The sequence below is a fragment of the Streptomyces hygroscopicus subsp. hygroscopicus genome (assembly GCF_001553455.1).
GTDB classification, from domain to species: domain Bacteria; phylum Actinomycetota; class Actinomycetes; order Streptomycetales; family Streptomycetaceae; genus Streptomyces; species Streptomyces hygroscopicus.
On record NZ_BBOX01000183.1, the window covers coordinates 1 to 26,831 of the forward strand.

3 protein-coding genes are annotated in these 26,831 nt (G+C 75.2%); all 3 read left to right on the plus strand.

What is annotated here, in order from left to right; all coding sequences use genetic code 11:
- Positions 1-2,300, plus strand: a 2,300-nt coding sequence (locus AXW62_RS19935; RefSeq protein ID WP_159060919.1) for an SDR family NAD(P)-dependent oxidoreductase, incomplete at its 5' end; no start/stop codon positions are given.
- A 56-nt stretch (positions 2,301-2,356) separates the two neighbouring features.
- Positions 2,357-19,474 carry a type I polyketide synthase gene (locus tag AXW62_RS41170; protein WP_079115702.1) on the plus strand — a complete coding sequence of 5,706 codons (17,118 nt, stop codon included), beginning with the start codon at positions 2,357-2,359 and terminating at the stop codon, positions 19,472-19,474.
- A gap of 62 nt (positions 19,475-19,536) precedes the next feature.
- The coding region (locus tag AXW62_RS19945) for a type I polyketide synthase (protein ID WP_159060920.1) at positions 19,537-26,831 on the plus strand (7,295 nt) is incomplete at its 3' end.

The window sequence follows — 26,831 nt, forward strand, 5'->3', positions numbered from 1 at the left end:
AGGCGGTGTTCGAGGGTACGGGCGCCAAGCGCGTCGAGCTGCCCACGTACGCCTTCCAGCACCAGCGCTACTGGCCGCAGGGCTCCGACACGGTGGCCGATGAGCCGGGCACCCCGTCCGACGCCGTCGACGCCCGCTTCTGGGAGGCCGTCGAGCGCGAGGACCTGGAGTCGCTGGTCGACACCCTCGCGTTCCAGGACGACGGTGAGCGGTCCTCGCTCGGCGCCGTCCTGCCCGCCCTGGCGTCCTGGCGCAGGCAGGCCCGTGAGCGGTCCGTCGTGGACGGCTGGCGCTACCGCGTGACCTGGACCTCCCTGACCGACGCCCAAGCCCCGCGGCTGTCCGGGACCTGGCTGCTGGTCGTGCCCGAGTCCGCCGCCACCGACGACTGGACGCTCGGCGCGGTCCGGGCGCTCACCGAACGCGGCGCCGACGTCACGCAGATCACCCCGGCCGCCGTGGAGGCGGACCGCGAGTCGCTGACCCGCCTGGTGCGCGCGGAGTCGGCCGGCGCCGGAGCCGTCTCGGGCGTGCTGTCGCTGCTCGCTTTCGACGGGGGCACCGCCCCCGGCACCGATGGCGTCGGCGCCGGGCTGGCCGGTTCCGCCGCGCTGATCCAGGCCCTCGGCGACGCCGGGGTGGACGCGCCGCTGTGGTGCGCCACCCGGGGCGCGGTCTCCGTGGGCCGTACGGACCCGCTGGAGTCCCCCGAACAGGCGCTGGTCTGGGGCCTGGGCCGGACCGCCGCGCTGGAGTACCCGGAGCGCTGGGGCGGTCTGGTGGACCTGCCCCAGGAGCCCGACGAGCGGGCGCTGACCCGGCTCGCCGGGGTGCTCGCCGGGACCGGCGGCGAGGACCAGCTCGCGGTGCGCGCGGCGGGGGTGTTCGCCCGCAGGCTGGCACACGCCCCGCTGGCCGCCACGCCCGCCGTGCGGTCGTGGCGGCCGTCCGGTACGACGCTGGTCACCGGTGGTACGGGCGCGCTGGGCGCCCATGTGGCGCGGTGGCTGGCCGGTCAGGGCGCCGAGCACCTGGTGCTCACCAGCCGCCGTGGCCTCCAGGCGCCGGGCGCGGCGGAGCTGCGGGCCGAGCTGACCGAGCTGGGCGCCCAGGTCACCGTCGCCGCGTGCGACGTGGCCGACCGCAAGGCGGTCGAGACGCTGCTGGCCGCCATCCCGGCCGACCAGCCGCTCACCGCGGTCGTGCACGCCGCGGGCGTCCTGGACGACGGCGTCCTGGACGCGCTCACCCCGGAGCGGTTCGCGACCGTCCTCGGCCCCAAGGCCGACGCGGCGCGCCATCTGCACGAGCTGACCCGCGGCCTGGACCTGTCCGCGTTCGTGCTGTTCTCCGGTATCGCGGGCACCCTCGGCGACGCCGGACAGGGCAACTACGCGGCGGCCAACGCCTATCTCGACGCGCTGGCCGAGCGGCGCCGCGCCGAGGGGCTGCCCGCCACCTCGGTGGCCTGGGGCCGCTGGGGCGAGACGGGGCTGGCCGCCGACGGGGCCATCGGCGAGCGGCTGGACCGGGGCGGTGTCCCGGCGATGGCGCCGCATGCGGCGATCAGCGCGCTGCGGCAGGCGCTGGACCACGACGACACGGTGGTGGCCGTCGCCGACATCCAGTGGGACCGCTTCGCCCACGGCTACACGGCGGTCCGGCCCAGCCCGCTCATCGCCGACCTGCCCGAGGTCCGGCGGCTGCGGGCGACGGGCGGCCCGGCCGGTGAGCCCGGCGCGGCGGCGGACGGGTCCCCGGCGGACGCGCTGCGGGCGCGGCTGGCCGGGATCTCCCGGGCCGAACAGTCCCTGGTCGTCCTGGAGATCGTGCGGACGAGCGCGGCCGCCGCGCTCGGCCACCCCTCCACCGACGAGGTCGGCGCGGGGCGGGCGTTCAAGGAGCTGGGCTTCGACTCGCTCATCGCGCTGGAGCTGCGCAACCGGCTGACCGCCGCCACCGGGCAGAAGCTGCCCGCCACGCTGGTCTTCGACTACCCGACCCCGGCGGCGCTCGCCGAGTTCCTGTGCGGCCGGATCCTGGGCGACGGCGGCACGGCCGCGGCCCCGGGGCTCGCGGAGCTCGACGCGCTGGAGTCCGCGCTGTCCGTCCTCGACCCGGACACCGAGGCACGGGAGGACATCGCGGCCCGGCTGCGGGACCTCGCGGCCACCTGGGCGGAGCCCCGTACGGCCGATGCCGCGGCGGCCGACGGCGACGGCGGGACCGTGACGGAGAAGTTGCAGGAGGCGACGCCCGACGAGGTCTTCGCCTTCATCGACAAAGAACTCGGAATCTAAGGATCGATGGGTCCGCGGGCGCAAGGTTTGTGACGAGAAGCATGGGTGAGACTCCAATGGCGGATCAGGACAAGATCCTCGACTACCTCAAGCGGGTAACTGCCGATCTGCACCAGACGCGGCAGCGTCTTCGCGAGGTCGAGTCGCAGGAGCCTGAGCCGATCGCGATCGTCGGCATGAGCTGCCGGTTCCCCGGAGGCGTCACGTCTCCGGAGGAGCTGTGGGAGCTCGTGGCGGCGGGCGGCGACGCCATCACGGACTTCCCCACGGACCGTGGCTGGGACGTCGAGTCGCTCTTCGACGACGACCCCGACCAGCAGGGCACCAGCTACACCGACAAGGGCGGGTTCCTCGACGGCGCGGGCGAGTTCGACGCCGCGTTCTTCGGGATCAGCCCGCGCGAGACCCTCGGCATGGACCCGCAGCAGCGGCTGCTGCTGGAGACCTCCTGGGAGGCGTTCGAGCGGGCCGGGATCGACCCGGCCACGCTGCGCGGCAGCAAGGCCGGTGTCTTCGTCGGCACCAACGGCCAGGACTACCCGGAGCTGATGCACCGGCTGCCGCAGGGCGTCGAGCAGTACCTGCTCACCGGCAACGCCGCCAGCGTCATCTCCGGCCGCATCTCCTACACCTTCGGTCTGGAGGGCCCGGCGCTCACCGTCGACACGGCGTGCTCGGCCTCGCTGGTGGCGCTGCACCTGGCCGTGCAGTCGCTGCGCAACGGCGAGTGCTCGCTGGCGCTCACCGGCGGTGTCACGGTGATGAACAGCCCGCGTGCGTTCATCAACTTCAGCCGGCAGCGCGGCCTCGCGCCCGACGGCCGCTGCAAGGCGTTCGCGGACGGCGCGGACGGCACCGGCTGGGGCGAAGGCGTCGGCATGCTGCTGGTCGAGCGGCTGTCGGACGCGCGGAAGAACGGCCATCCGGTGCTGGCGATCGTCCGTGGCTCGGCCATCAACCAGGACGGTGCGAGCAACGGCCTCACGGCCCCCAACGGCCCGTCCCAGCAGCGCGTCATCCGCCAGGCGCTCACCGACGCCCGGCTCACCCCGGCCCAGGTGGACGCCGTCGAGGCGCACGGCACCGGCACCAGCCTCGGCGATCCCATCGAGGCGCAGGCCCTGCTCGCCACCTACGGGCAGAACCGGGCCGAGGGCCGCCCGCTGTGGCTCGGCTCCATCAAGTCCAACTTCGGGCACACCCAGGCGGCGGCCGGTGTCGCCGGCATCATCAAGATGGTCAAGGCCATCGAGCACGGCGTGCTGCCCAGGACGCTGCACGTCGACGCGCCCTCCCGGGACGTGGACTGGACGGCCGGCGCCGTCTCCCTGCTCACCGAGAACATCCCCTGGCCGGAGACCGGCCAGCCGCGCCGCGCGGGCATCTCCTCCTTCGGGGTGAGCGGCACCAACGCGCACACCGTCATCGAGCAGGCGCCCGCCGAGGACCGCGACCCCAAGCCCTCCGGCGACGACGCCGCGCCCGGTGAGTGGGCCGGGCTCGGCGGTCTGGTGCCGGTGCTGGTCTCCGGGCAGAGCGCGCCCGCGCTGCGCGCCCAGGCCGAGCGGCTCACCGCCCGGGTGCAGGACGACCCGGACCTCGGCCTGGTCGACCTGGCCCACGCGCTGGCCACCACCCGCGCCGCGCTGGACCACCGGGCCGTGATCCTGGCGGGCGAGGGCGGCCGGGACGACGTGCTGCGCGGCCTGGCCGAGCTGGCCGGGGACGGCCCCGCGGGCGGGGTGGTCCGGGGCGAGGTCGGCGAGGGCAAGGTCGCCTTCCTCTTCACCGGCCAGGGCAGCCAGCGCACCGGGATGGGCCGTGAGCTGTACGCGGCCGTCCCGGCCTTCGCCCGCGCCCTGGACGAGGTGTGCGCCGAGCTCGACCAGCACCTTCCGCGGCCGCTGCGCGAGGTGATGTTCGGCGAGGACACCGAGGCGCTGGACCGGACCGGCTACACCCAGCCCGCGCTGTTCGCGCTCGAAGTGGCGCTGTTCCGGCTGCTGGAAACCTGGGGCGTGAAGCCCGACTTCCTCGTCGGCCACTCGATCGGTGAGCTGGCCGCCGCGCATGTGGCGGGTGTGCTGTCCCTTTCCGATGCGGCGAAGCTGGTGGCCGCGCGTGGCCGGCTGATGCAGGAGCTGCCCGCCGGTGGCGCGATGATCGCGGTCCAGGCGTCCGAGGACGAGGTGGCGCCGCTGCTGACCGAGCGGGTCAGCATCGCCGCGCTCAACGGGCCCACCTCGGTGGTCATCGCGGGTGACGAGGACGCGGCGGCCGAGATCGCGGCGTCCTTCGAGGCACGGGGCCGCAAGACCAAGCGGCTCACCGTCAGCCACGCCTTCCACTCGCCCCGCATGGACGGCATGCTGGACGCCTTCCGCGAGGTCGCGCGGCAGGTGACCTACGCCCCGCCGGTCATCCCCGTCATCTCCAACCTCACCGGCGGTTCGGTCTCCGCCGACGAGATCTGCTCGCCCGACTACTGGGTCCGGCACGTCCGCGAGGCGGTCCGCTTCACCGACGGCATCCGCCGGCTGGAACAGTACGAAGTCACCACGTATCTGGAGCTGGGCCCCGACGGGGTGCTCTCCGCCATGGCGCAGGACTGCGTCACCGGCGACGGCGCCGTGTTCGTCCCCGTGCTGCGCGGCGACCGCCCCGAGGCCACCGCCCTGGCCGGTGCGCTCGCCCGCGCCCACGTCCACGGGGTGGCCGTCGACTGGGCCGCGGTCTTCAAGGGCTCCGGCGCCCGCCGCGTCGACCTGCCCACCTACGCCTTCCAGCGCGAGCTGTACTGGCCCGAGCCGCCCGGCCCCTGGACCGGCGACGTCACCGCCGCCGGACTCGGCTCCGCCGACCACCCGCTGCTCGGCGCCGCCGTGTCGCTCGCCGACGGCGCGGGATTCCTGTTCACCGGCCGGCTGTCCCTCCAGACCCACCCGTGGCTGGCCGACCACGCCGTCATGGACACCGTGCTGCTGCCCGGCACCGCCTTCGTCGAACTGGCCGTCCGCGCCGGTGACCACGTCGGCGCGGACGTCCTGGAGGAACTCACCCTCCAGGCCCCGCTGGTGCTGCCGCCGCAGGGCGGCGTCCAAATCCAGGTGTCCGTGGGCGCGCCGGACGAGACCGGCCGCCGCTCGCTGACCCTGCACTCGCGCCTGGAGGACGCCGCCGACGGCACCTGGGGCGAGGGCGAATGGACCCGGCACGCCACCGGTGTGCTCGGCACCGGCGCCACCACGCCCTCCGACCTGCCCGAGAGCCTCACCGCGTGGCCGCCGCCCGGCGCCACCGAGGTCCCCGTGGACGGCCTCTACGACTGGCTGGCCGAGACCGGATTCGCCTACGGCCCGGTCTTCCAGGGCCTGACGGGCGCATGGGTCCACGGCGACCAGGTGTACGCGCAGGTGCGGCTGCCGGAGAGCGCCCGCGCCGAGGCCGGCCTGTTCGGGCTGCACCCGGCGCTGCTGGACGCGGCCCTGCACGCGGTGGGCATGGGCTCCCTCCTTCAGGACACCGAACACGGCCGTCTCCCGTTCTCCTGGAGCGGTGTCCGGCTCCACGCGGTCGGCGCCGCCACGCTGCGCGTCCGGCTCTCGCCCGCCGGCCAGGACGCCGTGGCGGTGCTGGTGACGGACGAGAGCGGCGCCCCCGTCGCCTCCGTCGACTCGCTGCTGCTGCGCCCCGTCTCGCCCGACCAGGTGCACGCGGCGCGCGGCGCCTTCCACGAGGCGCTGTTCCGCGTCGAGTGGACCCCCGCCCCGGTTCCCGCCGCCACCACCGTCGTGGCCGGGCAGTGGGCGGTGCTGGGCGACGGGCACCCCGAGCTGGCCGCCGCGCTGCCCACCGCCGCCGGGTACGCCGACCTGGCCGCGCTCGGCGCGGCCGTGGACGCCGGGGCCCCGGTGCCGCGGGCCGTCGTCGCCCCGTTCCTCGCGGACGGCACCGGGCTTCCCGTCGAGGCCGCCGTGCGCCAGGCCCTGCACCGCGCGCTGGAGCTGGTCCAGAACTGGCTCGCCGACGCCCGCTTCGAGGGCTCCCGGCTGGTGATCGCCACCCGGGGCGCCGTCGCCACCGCCGCGCACGCCGACACCGAGGACCTGGTCCACGCCCCGCTGTGGGGCCTGCTGCGCTCCGCGCAGTCCGAGAACCCGGACCGCTTCGTCCTGGCGGACCTCGACGGCACCGACGCGTCGTACCGGATGCTGTCCGCCGCCCTGGCCACCGGCGAATCGCAGCTCGCGCTCCGCGCCGGGACCGTGGTCGTACCGCGCCTGGCCAAGGTCGCCGCCGACCCCGGCCGGACCGCCCCCGCACTCGACCCCGAGGGCACCGCCCTGGTCACCGGCGCCACCGGCATCCTCGGCGGGCTGGTCGCCCGCCATCTGGTGGCCGAGCACGGCGTCCGCCACCTGCTGCTGCTCAGCAGGCGCGGCGCCGACGCCCACGGCGCCGCCGGACTCGTCGCCGAGCTGCGTGAGCTGGGCGCCGAGGTCACCCTCACCGCCTGCGACGTGGCCGACCGCGCCGCGCTCGCCGAGGCGCTCGCCGCCGTCCCGGCCGCACACCCGCTGACCGCCGTCGTGCACACCGCCGGTGTGCTGGACGACGGCGTCATCGGCTCGCTGACCGCCGAGCGCGTGGACCGCGTGCTGCCGCCCAAGGTGGACGCCGCGTGGCACCTGCACGAGCTGACCCGCGAGCTGGACCTGTCCGCGTTCGTGCTGTTCTCCGCCGCCGCCGGCACCCTCGGCGGCCCCGGCCAGGCCAACTACGCCGCCGCCAACGCCTTCCTGGACGCCCTCGCCCACCGGCGCCGCGCCCAGGGGCTGCCCGCCACCGCCCTCGCCTGGGGGCTGTGGGCCGAGCGCAGCGGGATGACCGGCGACCTCGACGACACCGACATCCAGCGCATCACCCGCGCCGGAGTGGCCGCCCTCTCCTCCGAGGAGGGCCTGGCCCTCCTGGACACCGCCCTCGCCGTGGGCGACCCCGCGCTCGTCCCGATGCACCTGGACCTGGCGTCGCTGCGGCACGCCGACGCGACCATGGTCCCCGCGCTGCTGCGCGGCCTGGTGCGGGCCCCCGGCCGCCGGGTGGTGGAGGCGGGCGGCGGCGCGGCCCCCGCCGGGCTCGCCGACCGGCTCCTCGCCCTGTCCGTCCCCGAACGCGACCGGCTGCTGCTGGAGATCGTCTGCGGCCAGGTGGCCGCCGTCCTCGGCTACGCGGGCCCGGAGGCCGTCGGCGCCGGCCGCGCCTTCAAGGAGCTGGGCTTCGACTCGCTCACCGCCGTCGAGCTGCGTAACCGCCTCGGCGCCGTCACGGGCGTACGGCTCCCGGCCACCCTCGTCTTCGACTACCCGACGCCGACCGCGCTGGCCGGCTTCCTGCGCACCGAGATCCTCGGGGACCAGGCCGACGAGGCCGCCGCGGCCCCCGCGACCACCGTCGCCGCCGCCGACGACGAGCCCATCGCCATCGTCGGCATGAGCTGCCGCTACCCGGGCGGCGTCACCAGCCCCGAGGAGCTGTGGCAGCTGGTCACCGACTCGGTGGACGCCATCTCCGGCTTCCCCACCGACCGCGGCTGGCAGCTGGACGGGCTGCTGGGCGAGGACCCCGCGCAGGCGGGCACCAGCGCCACCGTCGAGGGCGGGTTCCTCTACGACGCGGGCGAGTTCGACCCGGACTTCTTCGGGATCAACCCGCGCGAGGCGCTCGCCATGGACCCGCACCAGCGGCTGCTGCTGGAGACCTCCTGGGAGGCGTTCGAACGGGCCGGGATCGACCCGGCGACCGTACGCGGCAGCAAGACCGGCGTCTTCGCGGGCGTCATGTACCACGACTACCTCTCCCGGCTGACCGCCCTGCCGGACGGCCTGGAGGGCTACCTCGGCACCGGCACGGCGGGCAGTGTCGCCTCCGGCCGGGTCGCGTACACCTTCGGGCTCGAGGGCCCGGCCGTCACCATCGACACGGCGTGTTCGTCGTCGCTGGTGGCGCTGCACCTGGCGGCGCAGGCGCTGCGCAACGGCGAGTGCACCATGGCGCTCGCGGGCGGTGTCACCGTCATGTCCACCCCGGACACCTTCATCGACTTCAGCCGCCAGGGCGGTCTGTCGGCCAGCGGCCGCTGCAAGTCCTTCTCGGCGGACGCGGACGGCACCGGCTGGGCCGAGGGTGTCGGCATGCTGCTGGTGGAGCGGCTGTCGGACGCGCGGCGCAACGGTCATCCGGTGCTGGCGGTGGTGCGGGGTACGGCGGTGAACCAGGATGGTGCGTCGAATGGGTTGACGGCGCCGAATGGTCCGTCGCAGCAGCGGGTGATTCGTCAGGCGTTGGCGAATGCGGGTCTGTCGGCGTCCGAGGTGGACGCGGTGGAGGCGCACGGTACGGGGACGACGCTGGGTGATCCGATCGAGGCGCAGGCGCTGCTGGCCACGTACGGCAAGGAGAAGACCGAGGACCAGCCGTTGTGGCTGGGGTCGATCAAGTCGAACTTCGGTCATACGCAGGCGGCGGCGGGTGTGGCGGGCATCATCAAGATGGTGCTGGCGATGCGGCACGGTGTGTTGCCGAAGTCGTTGCATATCGATGAGCCGTCGCCGCATGTGGACTGGGCGGCGGGTGCGGTGTCGCTGCTGAGCGAGGCGCGGGAGTGGCCGGAGACCGGGCGTCCGCGCCGGGCCGGTGTCTCCTCCTTCGGCGTCAGCGGTACCAACGCGCACGCCATCATCGAGCAGGCGCCCGAGCCCGAACCGGCCGAGGCTCCCGCGCTCCCGGCGGCCCAGCCGTCCGTGCTGTCCTGGGCGGTGTCCGGCAAGACCGCTGACGCGCTGCGGGCGCAGGCCGAGCGGCTGCTCGCCGACCTGGAGCGGCGGCCGGAGCTGTCGCTTACGGACCTGGGCTACTCGCTCGCGACCACGCGCGCCGCCCTGGACCACCGTGCGGTGGTCGTCGGCGGGGACCGGGCCGGGCTGGTCGCGGGTCTGGAGGCGCTGGCGCGGGGTGAGTCGGCGGCCGGGCTGGTGCGGGGCGCGGTGGCCGAGGGCGGCAAGGTGGCGTTCCTGTTCACCGGTCAGGGCAGCCAGCGGCTCGGCATGGGCCGTGAGCTGTACGAGGCGTATCCGGTGTTCGCGGAGGCGCTGGTCGCGGTGTGCGCGGAGTTGGACGCGCATCTGGAACGGCCGCTGCGGGACGTGCTGTTCGGGGATGACGCGTCGGTGCTGGATCAGACCGGGTTTACCCAGCCCGCGTTGTTCGCTCTCGAAGTGGCGTTGTTCCGTCTCGTTGAGGCGTGGGGGCTGCGGCCCGACTTCCTCTCCGGTCACTCCATCGGTGAACTGGCCGCCGCGCATGTGGCGGGTGTGCTGTCCCTTTCCGACGCGGCGAAGCTGGTGGCCGCCCGTGGGCGCCTCATGCAGGAGCTTCCGGCCGGTGGCGCGATGGTCGCGGTGCAGGCGTCGGAGGACGAGGTGGCGCCGCTGCTGACCGACGGCGTGAGCATCGCCGCGCTCAACGGGCCTTCCTCGGTGGTCATCGCGGGTGATGAGGACGCGGCGTCGGAGATCGCGGCGGGCTTCGAGTCGCAGGGCCGGAAGACCAAGCGGCTGACGGTGAGCCACGCGTTCCACTCCCCGCGTATGGACGGGATGCTGGAGGCGTTCCGTGAGGTGGCGCAGGGGCTGACGTATGAGGCCCCGAAGATCCCGATCGTCTCCAACCTCACCGGCGACGTCGTGTCCGCCGAGGAGATCACCACCCCGGACTTCTGGGTGCGCCACGTCCGCGAGGCCGTGCGCTTCCTCGACGGTGTCCGCACCCTGGAAGCCCAGGGCGTGACCACCTACCTCGAACTGGGCCCCGACGGCGTGCTGTCCGCCATGGGCCAGGAGTGTCTCGACGCCCCCGAGGCCGCGGGCTTCGCCGCCGCGCTGCGCGGCGGGCGCCCCGAGGCCGAGACCGTCACCACCGCCCTCGCCACCCTGCACGTGCGCGGTGTCACACCGGACTGGGCCGCGTACTTCGCCGGGACCGGCGCGCACCGCGTCGAGCTGCCCACCTACGCCTTCCAGCACCGCCGGTTCTGGCTGACGTCCCCCGCGGGTTTCGTGGGCGACGTGGAGTCGGCGGGCCTGGACCGGGCCGACCATCCGCTGCTGGGCGCTGCCGTGCCGCTGGCGGACTCCGACGGCTTCCTGTTCACCGGCAGGCTCTCCCTGGAGAGCCACCCGTGGCTGGCCGACCACGCCGTCATGGGCACCGTCCTGCTGCCCGGCACCGCCTTCGTCGAGCTGGCCATCCGCGCCGGTGACCAGGTGGGCTGCGACCGGCTGGACGAGCTGACCATCGAGGCGCCGCTGGTGCTGCCCGAACGTGGGGCGGTCCAGCTCCAGCTCGTCGTCGGCGCCCCGCGGCCGGACGGGCACCGCACGCTGGAGCTGTACTCGCGGGCGCAGGACGCCCCGGCCGAGGTGCCGTGGATCCGGCATGCGAGCGGTGTGCTGGTGGTCGCCGTCCCGCGGCCCTCGTTCGATCTGACGGCGTGGCCGCCGCCGGGCGCCGAGCCCGCGGACATCGAGGGGCTCTACGACCACCTGGCGCAGGGCGGTTTCGGGTACGGCCCGGTGTTCCAGGGGCTTCAGCAGGCGTGGCTGCGCGGCGACGAGGTGTTCGCCGAGGTGCGGCTGCCGGAGGACCGGAAGTCCGACGCCGCCGCGTTCGGGCTGCACCCCGCGCTGCTGGACGCCGCGCTGCACAGCACGTTCGCCCGCGCGGGCGGGGACGAGCAGGGGCGGCTGCCGTTCTCCTGGAACGGGGTGTCGCTGCACGCGGTCGGCGCCGACACGCTCCGGGTCCGGCTGACCCCGGCCGGGGCCGATGGCGTGGCGCTGGAGCTGGCCGACGGAACCGGCGCCCCGGTGGCCTCGGTCGAGCAGCTGGCGCTGCGCCCGGTCTCGGCCGGGCAGCTCGCCGAGGGCCGGGCCGCCGCGTACCACGAGTCGCTGTACCGGCTGGACTGGGCCACCGTGCCGCTGTCCACCGAGAGCCCGGCCGTGTCCTGGACGGTGCTCGGCGAGGGCGCGCCCGCCCCGCTGACCTCGGGTGCGGCCGTCCACGCCGATCTGGACGCGCTGGCCGCGGCCGGGGACGCGCCCGGGTACGTCCTGGCGTACCTCGACCCGCGCGGCGCCACCGGTGACGACCCGCGCGGCGCCGCCGGTGACGGGGTGACCGCCGCCGTGCACGCCGCCACCCAGCGGGCGCTGGCGCTGGTCCGGACGTGGCTGGCCGACGAGCGGTTCGCGGCGTCCCGGCTGGTGCTGGTCACCCGCGGCGCGGTGGCCACCGCGGGGGACGCCGGGACGCACGACCTGGCGCACGCCCCGGTGTGGGGTCTGGTGCGCTCGGCGCAGTCGGAGAACCCGGACCGGCTGGTGCTGGTGGACCTCGACGGCGCCGACGCGTCCTACGAGGCGCTGGGCGCCGCGCTCGCCTCCGGTGAGCCGCAGTTCGTGCTGCGCCGGGGCGCGGTGCACGCCCCCCGGCTGGCGCGGACGGCCGCCACCGGGCCCATGGTGCCGCCGCCCGGTGAACCGGCCTGGCGGCTGGACATCCAGGACAAGGGCACCCTGGAGAACCTCACGCTGCTGCCCGCCCCGGAGGCCGCCGCGCCGCTGGAGGCGGGGCAGGTGCGGGTCGCGGTCCGCGCCGCCGGGGTGAACTTCCGCGATGTGCTCAACGCGCTCGGCATGTACCCCGGTGACGCGGGCCTGATGGGCAGTGAGGGTGCCGGTGTCGTCCTGGAGACCGGCCCGGGGGTCACCGATCTGGCGCCCGGCGACCGGGTGATGGGCATGCTGCCGGGCGGCTTCGGGCCGCTGGTGGTCGTGGACCGCCGGATGATCGTGCCGATGCCGGAGGGGTGGTCGTTCGCCCAGGCCGCGTCCGTGCCGATCGTCTTCATGACGGCCTACTACGCGCTGCGCGACCTGGCCGACCTCCAGGGCGGGGAGTCGCTGCTGGTGCACGCCGCCGCCGGTGGTGTCGGCATGGCCGCCGTGCAGCTGGCCCGCCACTGGGGGGTGGACGTCTACGCCACCGCCAGCCGGGGCAAATGGGACACGCTGCGCGCGCTGGGGCTGGCCGACGACCGGATCGCCTCCTCCCGCGACCTGGCCTTCGAGGAGACGTTCCGCGCGGCCAGCGGCGGTCGCGGGGTCGATGTGGTGCTGGACTCGCTGGCCCGGGAGTTCGTGGACGCGTCGCTGCGGCTGCTGCCGCGCGGCGGCCGGTTCGTGGAGATGGGCAAGACCGACGTCCGGGTGCCGGAGGAGGTCGCCGCCGCCTACCCCGGCGTCTCCTACCAGGCGTTCGACCTGACCGAGGCGGGCCTGGACCGCATCCAGGAGATGCTGTGCGAGCTGCTGGAGCTGTTCCGGCAGGGCGCGCTGCGGGCGCTGCCGATCACCGCATGGGATCTGCGGCAGGCCCCGGACGCGTTCCGCTACCTCAGCCAGGCCCGCCACATCGGCAAGGTCGTGCTGACCGTGCCCGCCCCGTGGAACCCGGACGGCACGGTGCTGATCACCGGTGGCACCGGCACCCTGGGCGGCCTGGTCGCCCGGCATGCGGTGACCGAGCGCGGCGCCCGCCGTCTGGTGCTCACCAGCCGGCGCGGTGAGCAGGCCGCGGGCGCGGCCGAACTCGCCGCCGAGCTGCGCGCGCTGGGCGCCGAGGTGACCATCGCCGCCTGTGACGCGGCCGACCGGGACGCGCTCGCCGCCGTCCTGGCCGGTATCCCCGCCGGGCATCCGCTGACCGCCGTCGTGCACACCGCCGGTGTGCTGGACGACGGGGTGATCGGCTCGCTGACGCCGGAGCGGCTGGAGAAGGTGCTGCGGCCCAAGGTGGACGCGGCGGTCAATCTGCACGAGCTGACCCGCGACCAGGACCTGGCCGCGTTCGTGCTGTTCTCCTCGGCGGCCGGGACGTTCGGCGGCCCCGGCCAGGCCAACTACGCGGCGGCCAACTCCTTCCTGGACGCCCTGGCCCGCCACCGCCAGGCCCAGGGTCTCGCCGCCACCTCGCTGGCCTGGGGCCTGTGGGCCGAGGCCAGCGGGATGACCGGTGAGCTGGAGGCCACCGACAAGTCCCGGATGACCCGCTCCGGTGTGCTGGGACTGTCCTCGGCCGAGGGCCTGGCGCTGTTCGACGCCGCCCAGGAGGTGGGCGACGCGTTCCTGGTGCCCATGCAGCTGGACCTGGCGCCGATGACCGGGGCGCCCATCGAGATGGTGCCGCCGCTGCTGCGCGGCCTGGTGCGCGGCGGTACGGCCCGCCGTACCGCCGAGTCCGGTGCGGACGGGGACGGCGCCTCGCTGGTGGAGCGGCTGGTCCGGCTGGACCCGGCCGAGCGGGAGCAGACCCTGCTGGAGCTGGTGCGCGCCCAGGTGGCGGTGGTGCTCGGCCACGACTCGCCCGACGCGGTGGAGGCGGGCCGGGCCTTCAAGGACCTCGGCTTCGACTCGCTGACGGCGGTGGAGTTCCGCAACCGCCTCGGCGGCGCGGCCGGGCTGCGGCTGCCCGCCACGCTGGTCTTCGACTACCCCACGCCCACCGCGCTCGCCGGATACCTGCTGGAGGAGCTGCTCGGCTCCGAGGCGGCGGCCGTGCCCGCGCGGGCGGAGGGTCCGGCGGGGGCCGCGCCCGACGAGGACGACCCGATCGCGATCATCGCGATGAGCTGCCGCTTCCCCGGGGACGTGCGCACCCCCGAGGACCTGTGGGAGCTGCTGGCCGAGGGCCGGGACGGAATCGCCCGGCTCCCGGAGGACCGGGGCTGGGACCTGGAGGCGTTCTACGACCCGGACCCGGACCGGCCCGGCACCTCCTACGCCCGCGAGGGCGGCTTCTTCTACGACGCCCACCACTTCGACCCGGCGTTCTTCGGCATCAATCCGCGCGAGGCGCTGGCCATGGACCCCCAGCAGCGGCTGCTGCTGGAGACCACCTGGGAGTCCTTCGAGCGGGCGGGCCTGGACCCGGGCGCGCTGCGCGGCAAGCAGGTCGGCGTGTTCGTCGGCCAGATGCACAACGACTACGTGTCGCGGCTGCACACCGTCCCCGAGGGCGTCGAGGGCTACCTCGGCACCGGCGGCTCCAGCAGCATCGCCTCCGGCCGGGTGGCGTACACCTTCGGCTTCGAGGGCCCGGCCGTCACGGTCGACACGGCGTGCTCGTCGTCGCTGGTGGCGCTGCACCTGGCGGCGCAGGCGCTGCGAGGTGGCGAGTGCACCATGGCGCTCGCGGGCGGCGTCACCATCATCACCACCCCCGATGTGTTCACCGAGTTCAGCCGCCAGCGCGGACTGGCCAGGAACGGCCGCTGCAAGCCGTTCGCCGCGGCCGCCGACGGCACGGCTTGGGGCGAGGGTGTGGGCATGCTGCTGGTGGAGCGGCTGTCGGACGCGCGGCGCAACGGTCATCCGGTGCTGGCGGTGGTGCGGGGTACGGCGGTGAACCAGGATGGTGCGTCGAATGGGTTGACGGCGCCGAATGGTCCGTCGCAGCAGCGGGTGATCCGGCAGGCGCTGGCGAACGCGGGTCTGTCGGCGTCCGAGGTGGACGCGGTGGAGGCGCACGGTACGGGGACGACGCTGGGTGATCCGATCGAGGCGCAGGCGCTGCTGGCCACGTACGGCAAGGAGAAGACCGAGGACCAGCCGTTGTGGCTGGGGTCGATCAAGTCGAACTTCGGTCATACGCAGGCGGCGGCGGGTGTGGCGGGCATCATCAAGATGGTGCTGGCGATGCGGCATGGTGTGTTGCCGAAGTCGTTGCACATCGATGAGCCGTCGCCGCATGTGGACTGGGCGGCGGGTGCGGTGTCGCTGCTGAGCGAGGCGCGGGAGTGGCCGGAGACCGGGCGTCCGCGCCGGGCCGGTGTCTCCTCCTTCGGCATGAGCGGTACCAACGCGCACGCCATCATCGAGCAGGCGCCCGAGCCCGAACCGGCGGCGGTTCCCCCGGCCCCGGCCGCTGAGCCGTCCGCGCTGCCGTGGACGCTGTCCGCCAGGACGCCCGAGGCGCTGCGCGCCCAGGGCGCCCGGCTCCGGGCTCATGTGGCGGGCCACCCCGAGCTGCCCCTCGCCGACCTCGGCCACTCCCTGGCCACCTCCCGGGTGTCCTTCGAGCACCGGGCGGCGCTGGTCGCCCGGGACCGGGACGCCTTCCTGGCCGGTCTGGACGCCCTCGCCGAGGGCCGCGCCGCCACCGGGCTGGTCGAGGGCGCGGTGGCCGAGGGCGGCAAGGTGGCGTTCCTGTTCACCGGGCAGGGCAGCCAGCGGCTCGGCATGGGCCGTGAGCTGTACGACGCCTACCCGGCGTTCGCCGAGGCGCTGGACGCGGTGTGCGCCGCGCTGGACCCGCACCTCGAACGGCCGCTGAAGGAGGTGCTGTTCGGGGACGACGCCGAGGAGCTGGACCGGACCGGCTTCACCCAGCCCGCGCTGTTCGCCCTCGAAGTGGCGCTGTACCGGCTGGTCGAGACCTGGGGCCTGAAGCCGGACCTCCTGTCCGGCCACTCCATCGGCGAGCTGGCCGCCGCGCATGTGGCCGGTGTGCTGTCCCTTTCCGACGCGGCGACGCTGGTGGCCGCCCGCGGCCGGCTGATGCAGCGGCTGCCGGCCGGCGGCGCGATGATCGCCGTCCAGGCGTCCGAGGAGGAGGTGACCCCGCGGCTGGGCAAGCGGGTGAGCATCGCGGCCGTCAACGGCCCCGCCTCGGTCGTGGTCGCGGGCGACGAGGACGCGGCGCTGGAGATCGCGGCGTCCTTCGAGGAGCGGGGCCGCAAGACCAAGCGGCTCACCGTCAGCCACGCCTTCCACTCGCCCCACATGGACGGCATGCTGGACGCCTTCCGCGAGGTGGCCGAGGGGCTGGCCTACCAGGCCCCGCGCATCCCCATCGTCTCCAACCTCACCGGTGCCGTGGTCGCCGCCGAGGAGATCACCACCGCCGACTTCTGGGTCCGCCACGTCCGGGAGGCCGTGCGCTTCCTGGACGGGGTGCGGGCACTGGAGGCCCAGGGCGTCACCACCTATGTCGAACTGGGCCCGGACGGGGTGCTGACCGCGATGGCGCAGGACTGCGTCACCGGGGACGGCGGCTCCTTCGCCGCCGCCCTGCGCACCGGCCGGCCGGAGGCCGAGACGCTGCTCACGGCGGTCGGCACCGCCCATGTCCGGGGCGCCGCCGTGGACTTCGCGGCGCTGTTCGCCCCGTACGCGCCGCGGCGGGTCGAACTGCCCACGTACGCCTTCCAGCGCCGCTCGTTCTGGCTGGACGCCGGGCCGGCCGGCGGTGACGCCACCGCGATCGGCCTGCACGCGGCGGGCCATCCGCTGCTGGGCGCCGCCGTGGAGCTGCCCGACACCGGCGGCCTCGCCTTCACCGGACGGCTCTCCCTCCAGACCCAGCCGTGGCTGGCCGACCACGCCGTCATGGGCACGGTGCTGCTGCCCGGCACCGCGTTCGTGGAGCTGGCGCTGCGCGCCGGGGACCACGCGGGCTGCGACCGGCTGGACGAACTGACCCTGGAGGCGCCGCTGATCGTGCCCGAGCAGGGCGCTGTCCAGCTGCGGCTCACGCTCACCGCCCCCGACGACACCGGCCGCCGGGCGCTGACCCTGCACTCCCGCGCGGAGGGCGCCCCGGCCGACGAGCCGTGGCTGCGCCACGCCACCGGCGCGCTGGTGGCGGCGGACGGCGCGGCGCCGACGTTCGACCTGGGTGCCTGGCCGCCCGCCGACGCCGAGAAGATCGAGGTCGAGGGGTTGTACGAGGGCCTGGCCGGATCGGGCTTCGCTTACGGCCCGGTCTTCCAGGGCCTGCACGCCGCCTGGCGGCGGGGCGACGAGGTGTTCGCCGAGGTGCGGCTGCCGGAGGACCGGAAGTCCGACGCCGCCGCGTTCGGGCTGCACCCCGCGCTGCTGGACGCCGCGCTGCACGCGCTCGGCCTCCAGCCGGCCGGACAGGGCGGCGGCCAGGGCCGGTTGCCGTTCTCCTGGACCGGGGTGTCGCTGCACGCCGTCGGCGCCTCGGCGCTGCGGGTGCGGCTGGCCGGCACGGCCACCGGCACCGTGTCGCTGGAGCTGGCCGATGTGACGGGCGCCCCGGTGGCGTCGGTCGAGGGCCTGGCGCTGCGCACGGTCTCCCCCGACCAGCTCGGCGCGGCCCGTCCGGGCGGCGCGTCCGACTCCCTCTTCCGGCTGGACTGGGTGCCGGTGGCGGCGCCCTCCGGCGAGGTGTCGCCGGACCGCTGGGCGGTCGTGGGCTCGTCCGCCCTGGGCCTCACCGCCCACCCCGACCTGGCCGCGCTGGGCGCGGCGGTCGAGGCGGGCACCGAGGCACCGGAGTACGTGTTCTACGTGCCCGGCGCGCGGCCCGGTGACGGTACGCGGACGGCCACCACGCCGGACCCGCGGGTGACCGCCGACGTCCTGCGGGTGGTGCGGGACTGGCTGGCCGACGAGCGGTTCGCCGACGCCCGGCTCGTCGTCCTCACCTCCCGTACGGTCGTCACCGAGCCCGGTGAGCAGAGCCTGCACCTGTCCACCTCCATGGCGCTGGGCCTGGTGCGCTCCGCGCAGGCGGAGAACCCGGACCGGATCGTCCTGGTGGACATCGACGGCAAGGGCGAGGTGCGGGACACCGTGGCCGCCGCCCTGGCCGCCGGCGAACCGCAGGTGGCCGTGCGCGACGGCGTCGTCCGGGCGCCGCGGCTGGCCCGGGCCGCCGTGGCCGCGGACCGGGAGACCCCCGCGTTCGCCCCCGACGGCACCGTCCTGATCACCGGCGCCACCGGCACCCTGGGCGGGCTGGTGGCCCGGCACCTGGTGGCCGAGCACGGTGTGCGGCGGCTGCTGCTGGTCAGCCGCCGGGGCGAGCGGGCCCCGGGTGCCCTGGAACTCACCGCCGAGCTGAACGAGCTGGGGGCCGTGGTGGTCTGGGCCGCCTGCGACGCGGCCGACCGGGACGCGCTGGCCCGGGTCATCGCCTCCGTCCCCGCCGACCGCCCGCTGACCGCCGTGGTCCACACCGCCGGTGTGCTGGACGACGGCGTGATCGGCTCGCTGACCCCCGAGCGGCTGGCCACCGTGGCGCGTCCGAAGGCCGACGCCGCATGGCACCTGCACGAGCTGACCCGCGACCTGGACCTGTCGGCGTTCATCCTGTTCTCCTCGGCCGCCGGTGTGTTCGGCGGCGCGGGTCAGGGCAACTACGCGGCGGCCAACGCCTTCCTGGACGCCCTCGCCCAGTACCGCCGTGCCCAGGGCCTGCCCGCCACCTCCCTCGCCTGGGGGCTGTGGTCGGTGGCCGGCGGCATGGGCGGTGAACTGGACGAGGCGGAGATCGGCCGGATCCGGCGCGGTGGCGTCGGGGTGCTCGACGCCGAGAGCGGCCTGGAGCTGTTCGACGCCGCCCAGGGCGCGGACGAGGCGCTGCTGGTGCCGCTGCCGCTGGACATGGCCGCGCTGCGGGCACAGGCGGGGAGCGGCATGCTGCCCGCGCTCTTCCGCGGTCTGGTGCGGGCCCCCGTCAGCCGGGCGGCCGAGTCCGCGGCGGACGCCGCGGCCGGTGCCGAGGCGCTGCGGGAGCGGCTCGCCGGGCTCTCCGGGCCGGAGCGCGAGGAGGTGCTGCTGGAGCTGGTGTGCGCCCAGGTGGCGGCCGTCCTCGGCTTCCCGGGCCCGGAGACGGTCGACCCGGCCCGCTCGTTCAGCGAGGTCGGCTTCGACTCGCTCACCGCGGTCGAGCTGCGCAACCGCCTGAACGCGACCACCGGAGTCCGGCTCCCGGCGACGCTGGTCTTCGACTACCCGACACCGAACGCACTGGTCGAGTACCTCCGGGGCGAGGTCCTGCCGGACGACGCGACGGCGGTCACCTCGCTGCTCGCGGAGCTGGACGGGCTGGAGAAGTCCCTGGCCGGAGCCGTTCCGGACGACGAGGGCCGGAGCAGGATCACCGCGCGGCTGCAGGCGCTGCTCGCGCAATGGAATGACGACCGAGGACCGGAAGACGGCGCCGGAGTCGCCGAGGAGCTGGAGTCCGCCACGGACGACGACCTCTTCGACTTCATCGGCAAGGAATTCGGGATCTCCTGAAGTGACCGTGGCCGGCGTGAAGTGACCCGACCTTCCGGATTCCTCGAGAGGGAAACGCACGTATGAATGAGGAAAAGCTCCGCTACTTTCTCAAGCGGGTGACCGCCGACCTGCACGAGACCCGGCGCCGCCTCCAGGAGGTGGAGTCGGAGGACCAGGAGCCCATCGCGATCGTCGGGATGAGCTGCCGCTATCCGGGCGGTGTCAGCTCGCCCGAGGACCTGTGGCGGCTGGTGTCCGAGGGCGGGGACGGCATTTCCGAGTTCCCCACCGACCGCGGCTGGGACATCGGGCGGCTCTTCGACGACAACCCGGACGGCGCGGGCACCAGCTACGTCCGGGAGGGCGGTTTCCTCCACGACGCCAACTACTTCGACCCGGCGTTCTTCGGCATCAGCCCGCGCGAGGCGCTCGCGATGGACCCGCAGCAGCGGCTGCTGCTGGAGACCACCTGGGAGGTGTTCGAGCGGGCGGGCATCGACGCCACCTCGGTACGCGGCACCCGCACCGGTGTCTTCGCGGGCGTCATGTACCACGACTACGCCTCGCGGCTGCGCGCCGTGCCGCCCGGTGTCGAGGGCTACCTCGGCACCGGCGGCTCCAGCAGCATCGCCTCCGGCCGGGTGGCGTACACCTTCGGCCTGGAGGGCCCCGCGCTCACCGTCGACACGGCGTGCTCCTCGTCGCTGGTCACCCTGCACCTGGCCATGCAGGCGCTGCGGGGCGGCGAATGCTCGCTGGCGCTCGCCGGCGGTGTCACCGTGATGTCCACCCCCGGCACCTTCACCGAGTTCAGCCGCCAGCGCGGACTGTCCTTCGACGGCCGCTGCAAGTCGTTCGCGGCGGCGGCCGACGGCACCGGCTGGTCCGAGGGCGCGGGCATGCTGCTGGTGGAGCGGCTGTCCGACGCCCGCCGCAACGGCCATCCGGTGCTGGCGGTCGTGCGCGGCTCGGCCGTCAACCAGGACGGCGCGTCCAACGGTCTGACCGCGCCCAACGGCCCGTCCCAGCAGCGCGTCATCCGCCAGGCGCTGGCCAGCGCCCGGCTGACCGCCGACCAGATCGACGTGGTCGAGGCGCACGGGACGGGGACGACGCTGGGCGACCCGATCGAGGCGCAGGCGCTGCTGGCCACCTACGGCAAGGAGAAGAGCGCGGAGCAGCCGCTGCTGCTGGGCTCCATCAAGTCCAACGTCGGCCACACCCAGGCCGCCGCCGGTGTCGCCGGGATCATCAAGATGGTCAAGGCCATCGAGCACGGCTACGTGCCGAAGTCCCTGCACATCGACGAGCCGTCGCCGCATATCGACTGGTCGGCCGGGGCCGTGTCGCTGCTGACCGAGGGCCGGCCCTGGCCGGAGACCGGCCGGCCGCGCCGCGCCGCCGTCTCCTCGTTCGGCATCAGCGGCACCAACGCCCACCTGATCATCGAGCAGGCCCCGGCGGAGGAGGCCACCGGCGGCCAGGAGACCGCCCCCGCCGCCGACGCTCCCCCCGCCGCCGGCCGGACGGTGGCGCCCCGCACCCTCCCCCTGCTGCCCTGGGTGGTGTCCGGCCGGGGCGAGGACGCGCTGCGCGCCCAGGCCGCCCGGCTCCACGCCCATGTGTCCGAACGCCCCGAGCTGGACCCGGTGTCCATCGGCCGCTCCCTGGCCACCACCCGCGCCGCCCTGGAGAACCGGGCGGCCGTCGTCGCCGGCGACCGCGACACCTTCCTGGACCGCCTCGCCGCGCTCGCCGCCGGAGAGCCCGCCGCCGGAGTGGTCCGGGGCGTGGAGACCCGGGGCAAGCTGGCGTTCCTCTTCACCGGCCAGGGCAGCCAGCGGCTCGGCATGGGACGTGAGCTGTACGACGCGTATCCGGTGTTCGCGGAGGCGCTGGACGCGGTATGCGCCGCGCTCGACCCGCGCCTGGAACGGCCGCTGAAGGAGGTGCTGTTCGGGGACGACGCCGAGGAGCTGGACCGGACCGGCTTCACCCAGCCCGCGCTGTTCGCCCTCGAAGTGGCGCTGTACCGCCTCGTCGAGTCGTGGGGCCTGAAGCCCGACCTGGTCTCCGGCCACTCCATCGGCGAGATCGCCGCCGCGCACGTCGCGGGCGTGCTCTCGCTCGACGACGCCGCCCTGCTGGTGGCGGCCCGGGGCCGGCTGATGCAGCGGCTGCCGGGCGGCGGCGCGATGATCGCCGTCCAGGCGTCGGAGGAGGAGGTGGCGCCGCTGCTGACCGAGCGGGTGTCGATCGCCGCGCTCAACGGGCCCGCCTCGATGGTCATCGCGGGCGACGAGGACGCGGCGCTGGAGGTCGCGGCGTCCTTCGAGGAGCGGGGCCGCAAGACCAAGCGGCTCACCGTCAGCCACGCCTTCCACTCGCCGCTGATGGACCCGATGCTGGAGGCGTTCCGCAAGGTCGCCGAGAGCCTGACCTACCAGGCCCCCACCATCCCGGTGGTCTCCCACCTCACCGGCTCCGTCGTGCCCGCCGCCGAGATCGCGGACGCCGGGTTCTGGGTCCGCCACGTCCGCGAGGCCGTGCGCTTCCTCGACGGCATACGCGCCATGGAGGCGCAGGGCGTGACCACCTACCTCGAACTCGGCCCGGACGGTGTGCTCTCCGCGCTCGGCCAGGAGTGCCTGACCGGCGAGACCGGGCACGTGGCGTTCGTCCCCGCCCTGCGGGCCGGCCGTCCCGAGGCCGAGACCCTGACCACCGCCCTGGCCACCCTGCACACCCGGGGCACGGTCCCCGACTGGGAGGCGTACTACGCGGGCACCGGCGCGGACCGCGTCGAGCTGCCCACCTACGCCTTCCAGCGCGAGCACTACTGGCTGGACGCGGGCACCGCCCACGGCGACGTCTCCTCGATCGGCCTCGGCTCCGCCGACCACCCGCTGCTCGGCGCCGCCGTGTCCCTGGCCGACGCGGAGGGCTTCCTGTTCACCGGCCGGCTCGGGCTGGACACCCACCCGTGGCTGGCCGACCACACCGTCATGGGCTCGGTGCTGCTGCCCGGCACCGCGTTCGTGGAACTGGCGGTGCGCGCGGGTGACCAGGCCGGCTGCGATCTGGTGGAGGAACTCACCCTGGAGGCCCCGCTGGTCCTGCCCGAGCGGGGCGGGGTCCGGCTCCAGGTCGCGGTGAGCGCCCAGGACGACACCGGCCGCCGCACCCTCGCCCTGCACTCGCGCCCCGACGGGGCCGGTGACGACGAGCCGTGGCTGCGGCACGCCACCGGTGTGCTCGCGGAGGGCGGGCCCGCGACCGCGCCGCCGGGGCAGGCGGGCGCCTGGCCGCCCGCGGGCGCCGAGCGGATCGAGACCGATGGGCTGTACGAGGGCCTGGCCGAGGCGGGCTTCGGCTACGGCCCGGCCTTCCAGGGGCTGCGGGCCGCCTGGCGGGGCGACGGCGAGGTCTACGCCGAGGTCGCGCTCCCCGAGGGCACCGAGCCCGGCGCCGCCCTCTTCGGACTGCACCCGGCGCTGCTGGACGCCGTCCTGCACACCATCGGGCTCAGCGAGCTGACCGAGACCCCGGGCCGGGGCGGGCTGCCCTTCTCCTGGACCGGGGTGCGCGTCCACTCGGTGGGCGCGGACAGCGTACGGGTCCGGCTGGCACCGGCCGGAGGCGGCACGGTGTCCCTCCAGCTCGCCGATGTGACCGGCGCCCCGGTGGCCTCGGTGGAACGGCTCGCGCTGCGCACCGTCTCCGCCGATCAGCTGGGCGCGGACCGCCCCGGCGGGGACGCGGCGGACGCCCTGTTCCGGGTGGACTGGACCCCGGTCGCCACCGGGACGTCCGCCGGGGGCCGGCTGGCGGTCATGGGCGCGGACGCCCCCGGCCTCGGCGCCGGGACCGCCGCCTACCCGGACCCGGCCGCGCTCGCCGAGGCGATCGGGTCCGGCTCCGCGAGCCCGGACCACGTGGTCGCGTCCCTGCGGACGGCGCCGGGGGAGAACGCCTCACCGGCCGCCACCGCGCACGCGACCGCCCGTCACACCCTGGCCCTGCTGCGGGCCTGGCTGGCCGAGGACCGCCTCGCGGACACCCCCCTGGTCCTGCTCACCCAGGGCGCGGTGGCCACCGCCGCCGACGACCCGGTGACCGACCCGGCCCAGGCCACCGCGACCGGTCTGGTCCGCTCCGCCCAGTCCGAGAACCCCGGCCGGATCATCCTGGTGGACCTCGACGGGCACCCGGACTCCCTCGCCGCCCTCCCGGCCGCGCTGGCGGCCGGCGAGCAGGAACTCGCGGTGCGGGAGGGCACGGTCAGGGCACCCCGGCTGGCCCGCGCCACCGTGGCGGCGGAGCACCGGGCCGCCGAGTGGAACGCGGACGGCACCACCCTGATCACCGGCGCGACCGGCACCCTGGGCGCGCTGTTCGCCCGCCACCTGGTGACCGAGCGCGGCGTACGGCGGCTGCTGCTGGTCAGCCGCCGCGGCGACCAGGCCCCCGGCGCCGCCGAACTCACCGCCGAACTGGCCGGGCTGGGCGCCGAGGCGCGGTGGGCCGCCTGCGACGTGGCGGACCGGGACGCCCTCGCCCGGGTGCTCGCCTCCGTCCCCGCCGAGCACCCGCTGACCGCCGTGATCCACACCGCGGGGGTGCTGGACGACGGGGTCATCGGCTCGCTGACGCCGGAGCGGCTGGAGAAGGTGGCGCGGCCCAAGGTGGACGCGGCGTGGCACCTGCACGAGCTGACCCGGGACCTGGACCTGTCGGCGTTCGTCCTGTTCTCCTCGGCCGCCGGTGTGTTCGGCGGCGCGGGCCAGGGCAACTACGCGGCGGCCAACGCCTTCCTGGACGCCCTCGCCCAGTACCGCCGCGCCCAGGGCCTGCCCGCCACCTCCCTCGCCTGGGGCCTGTGGGCCGGGTCCGGCGGCATGGCCGGGGAACTGGACGAAGCGGAGCTGGACCGGCTGCGGCGCGGTGGCGTCGCCGCCCTCACCGCCGACCAGGGCCGCGAGCTGTTCGACCTCGCGGACGCCGCCGGCGAGGCGCTGCTGGTCCCGATGCCGCTGGACCTGGCCGCCCTCCGCGCGCAGGCGGGCGCCGGGATGCTGCCGCCGCTCTTCCGCGGACTGGTCCGCGTCCCGCCGCGCCGCGCCGCGCGGGCCGCCGCGGCGGCGTCCGGCGCGCTCGCGCAGCAGCTCGCCGGGGCCTCGGACACCGAGGCCGAGGCGATCGTCCTCGGCCTGGTCCGCGCGCAGGTGGCGGCCGTGCTCGGCCACGCCGGGCCCGAAGCGGTCGAGCCGCAGCGCGCCTTCAGCGAGGTCGGCTTCGACTCGCTGACCGCCGTCGAACTGCGCAACCGCCTGACCGCGGTCAGCGGTGTCCGGCTCCCCGCGACGCTGATCTTCGACTACCCCACGCCCGCCGCCCTCGCCGCGTATCTGCGGGCCGAGGCCCAGGGCGGCCGGGAGGACGCCGCCGCACCCGTGGCCGCCGCCGCGGCGGACGATGACGAGCCGATCGCCATCGTGGCCATGAGCTGCCGGTTCCCCGGCGGGGTGAGCTCGCCCGAGGACCTGTGGAAGCTCGTGGTCGAGGGCACCGACGCCATCACCGACATGCCCACCGACCGCGGCTGGGACATCGAGTCGCTCTACGACGACGACCCCGACCAGCAGGGCACCAGCTACGCCCGCAACGGCGGGTTCCTGCACGACGCCCACCACTTCGACCCCGTCTTCTTCGGGATCTCGCCCCGTGAGGCGCTGGCCATGGACCCGCAGCAGCGGCTGCTGCTGGAGACCGCCTGGGAGGCGTTCGAACGGGCCGGGATCGACCCCGCGACCGTGCGCGGCAGCCGGACCGGTGTCTACACCGGCGTCATGTACAACGACTACGGCACCTTGCTGCACCGCGCCCCCGACGGCCTCGAGGGCTACATGGGCACCGCCAGCTCCGGCAGTGTCGCCTCGGGCCGGGTGTCGTACACCTTCGGTCTGGAGGGCCCGGCGGTCACGGTGGACACGGCGTGTTCGTCGTCGCTGGTCACCCTGCACATGGCGGTACAGGCGCTGCGCAGCGGGGAATGCTCGCTCGCGCTCGCGGGCGGCGTCACCGTGATGGCCACCCCCGGCACCTTCGTGGCCTTCAGCAAGCAGCGCGGACTGGCCACCGACGGCCGCTGCAAGCCGTTCGCCGCCGCGGCCGACGGCACGGCCTGGGGCGAGGGCGTGGGGCTCCTGCTGGTGGAGCGGCTGTCGGACGCGCGGCGCAACGGCCATCCGGTGCTGGCGGTCGTGCGGGGCTCGGCGATCAACCAGGACGGCGCGTCCAACGGTCTGACGGCGCCCAACGGCCCGTCCCAGCAGCGGGTCATCCGGCAGGCGCTGGCCAACGCCCGGCTGTCGGCGGCCGAGGTGGACGTGGTCGAGGCGCACGGCACCGGCACGACGCTGGGCGACCCGATCGAGGCGCAGGCGCTGCTGGCCACCTACGGCCAGGAGCACACCGACGACGAGCCGCTCTGGCTGGGCTCGGTGAAGTCCAACTTCGGCCACACTCAGGCCGCCGCCGGTGTCGCCGGGATCATCAAGATGGTCAAGGCCATGGAACACGGCGTACTGCCCCGGACCCTGCACGTGGACGAGCCGTCCCCGCACGTGGACTGGACGGCCGGTGCGGTGTCGCTGCTGACCGAGCAGCGGGCGTGGCCCGAGACGGGCCGTCCCCGCCGCGCCGCCGTCTCCTCGTTCGGCATCAGCGGCACCAACGCGCACACCATCATCGAACAGGCCCCGGCGGAGCGGCCCACGGCCGCCGACGCCGACGCCGAGCCCGGTGTGCTGCCGTGGGTCCTGTCCGGCCGGAGCGAGGCGGCGCTGCGCGCCCAGGCCGAACGGCTGCTGGCCCACCTGGAGGCCGACCCGGACCTCCGCCCGGCCGATGTCGGCTACTCCCTGGCCACCACCCGCGCCCGCCACGACCAGCGCGCGGCGGTGATCGGCACCGACCGCGAGGACTTCGTCCGTGGCCTGACGGCGCTCGCCCGGGGCGAGGCGGCGGCCCAGCTGGTCCAGGGCACCGGCACGGCGGACAGGACGGCGTTCGTCTTCCCGGGCCAGGGGTCCCAGTGGGCCGGTATGGCGGTCGGGCTGATGGACGCCTCGCCCGCCTTCGCGGCCCGCGTCCACGAATGCGCCGCCGCGCTCGCGGAGTTCACCGACTGGTCGTTGGTGGATGTGTTGCGGGGTGCGGAGGGTGCGCCGTCGCTGGACCGGGTGGATGTGGTGCAGCCGGTGCTGTTCGCGGTGATGGTGTCGCTGGCGGAGTTGTGGCGTTCGCTGGGTGTGGTTCCGGCGGCGGTGGTGGGGCATTCGCAGGGTGAGATCGCGGCGGCGTGTGTGGCGGG

Coding starts and splice junctions, on each gene's coding strand:
- AXW62_RS41170 (WP_079115702.1), top strand. CDS start 2,357: ATGGCGGATCAGGACAAGATCCTCGACTACCTCAAGCGGGTAACTGCC.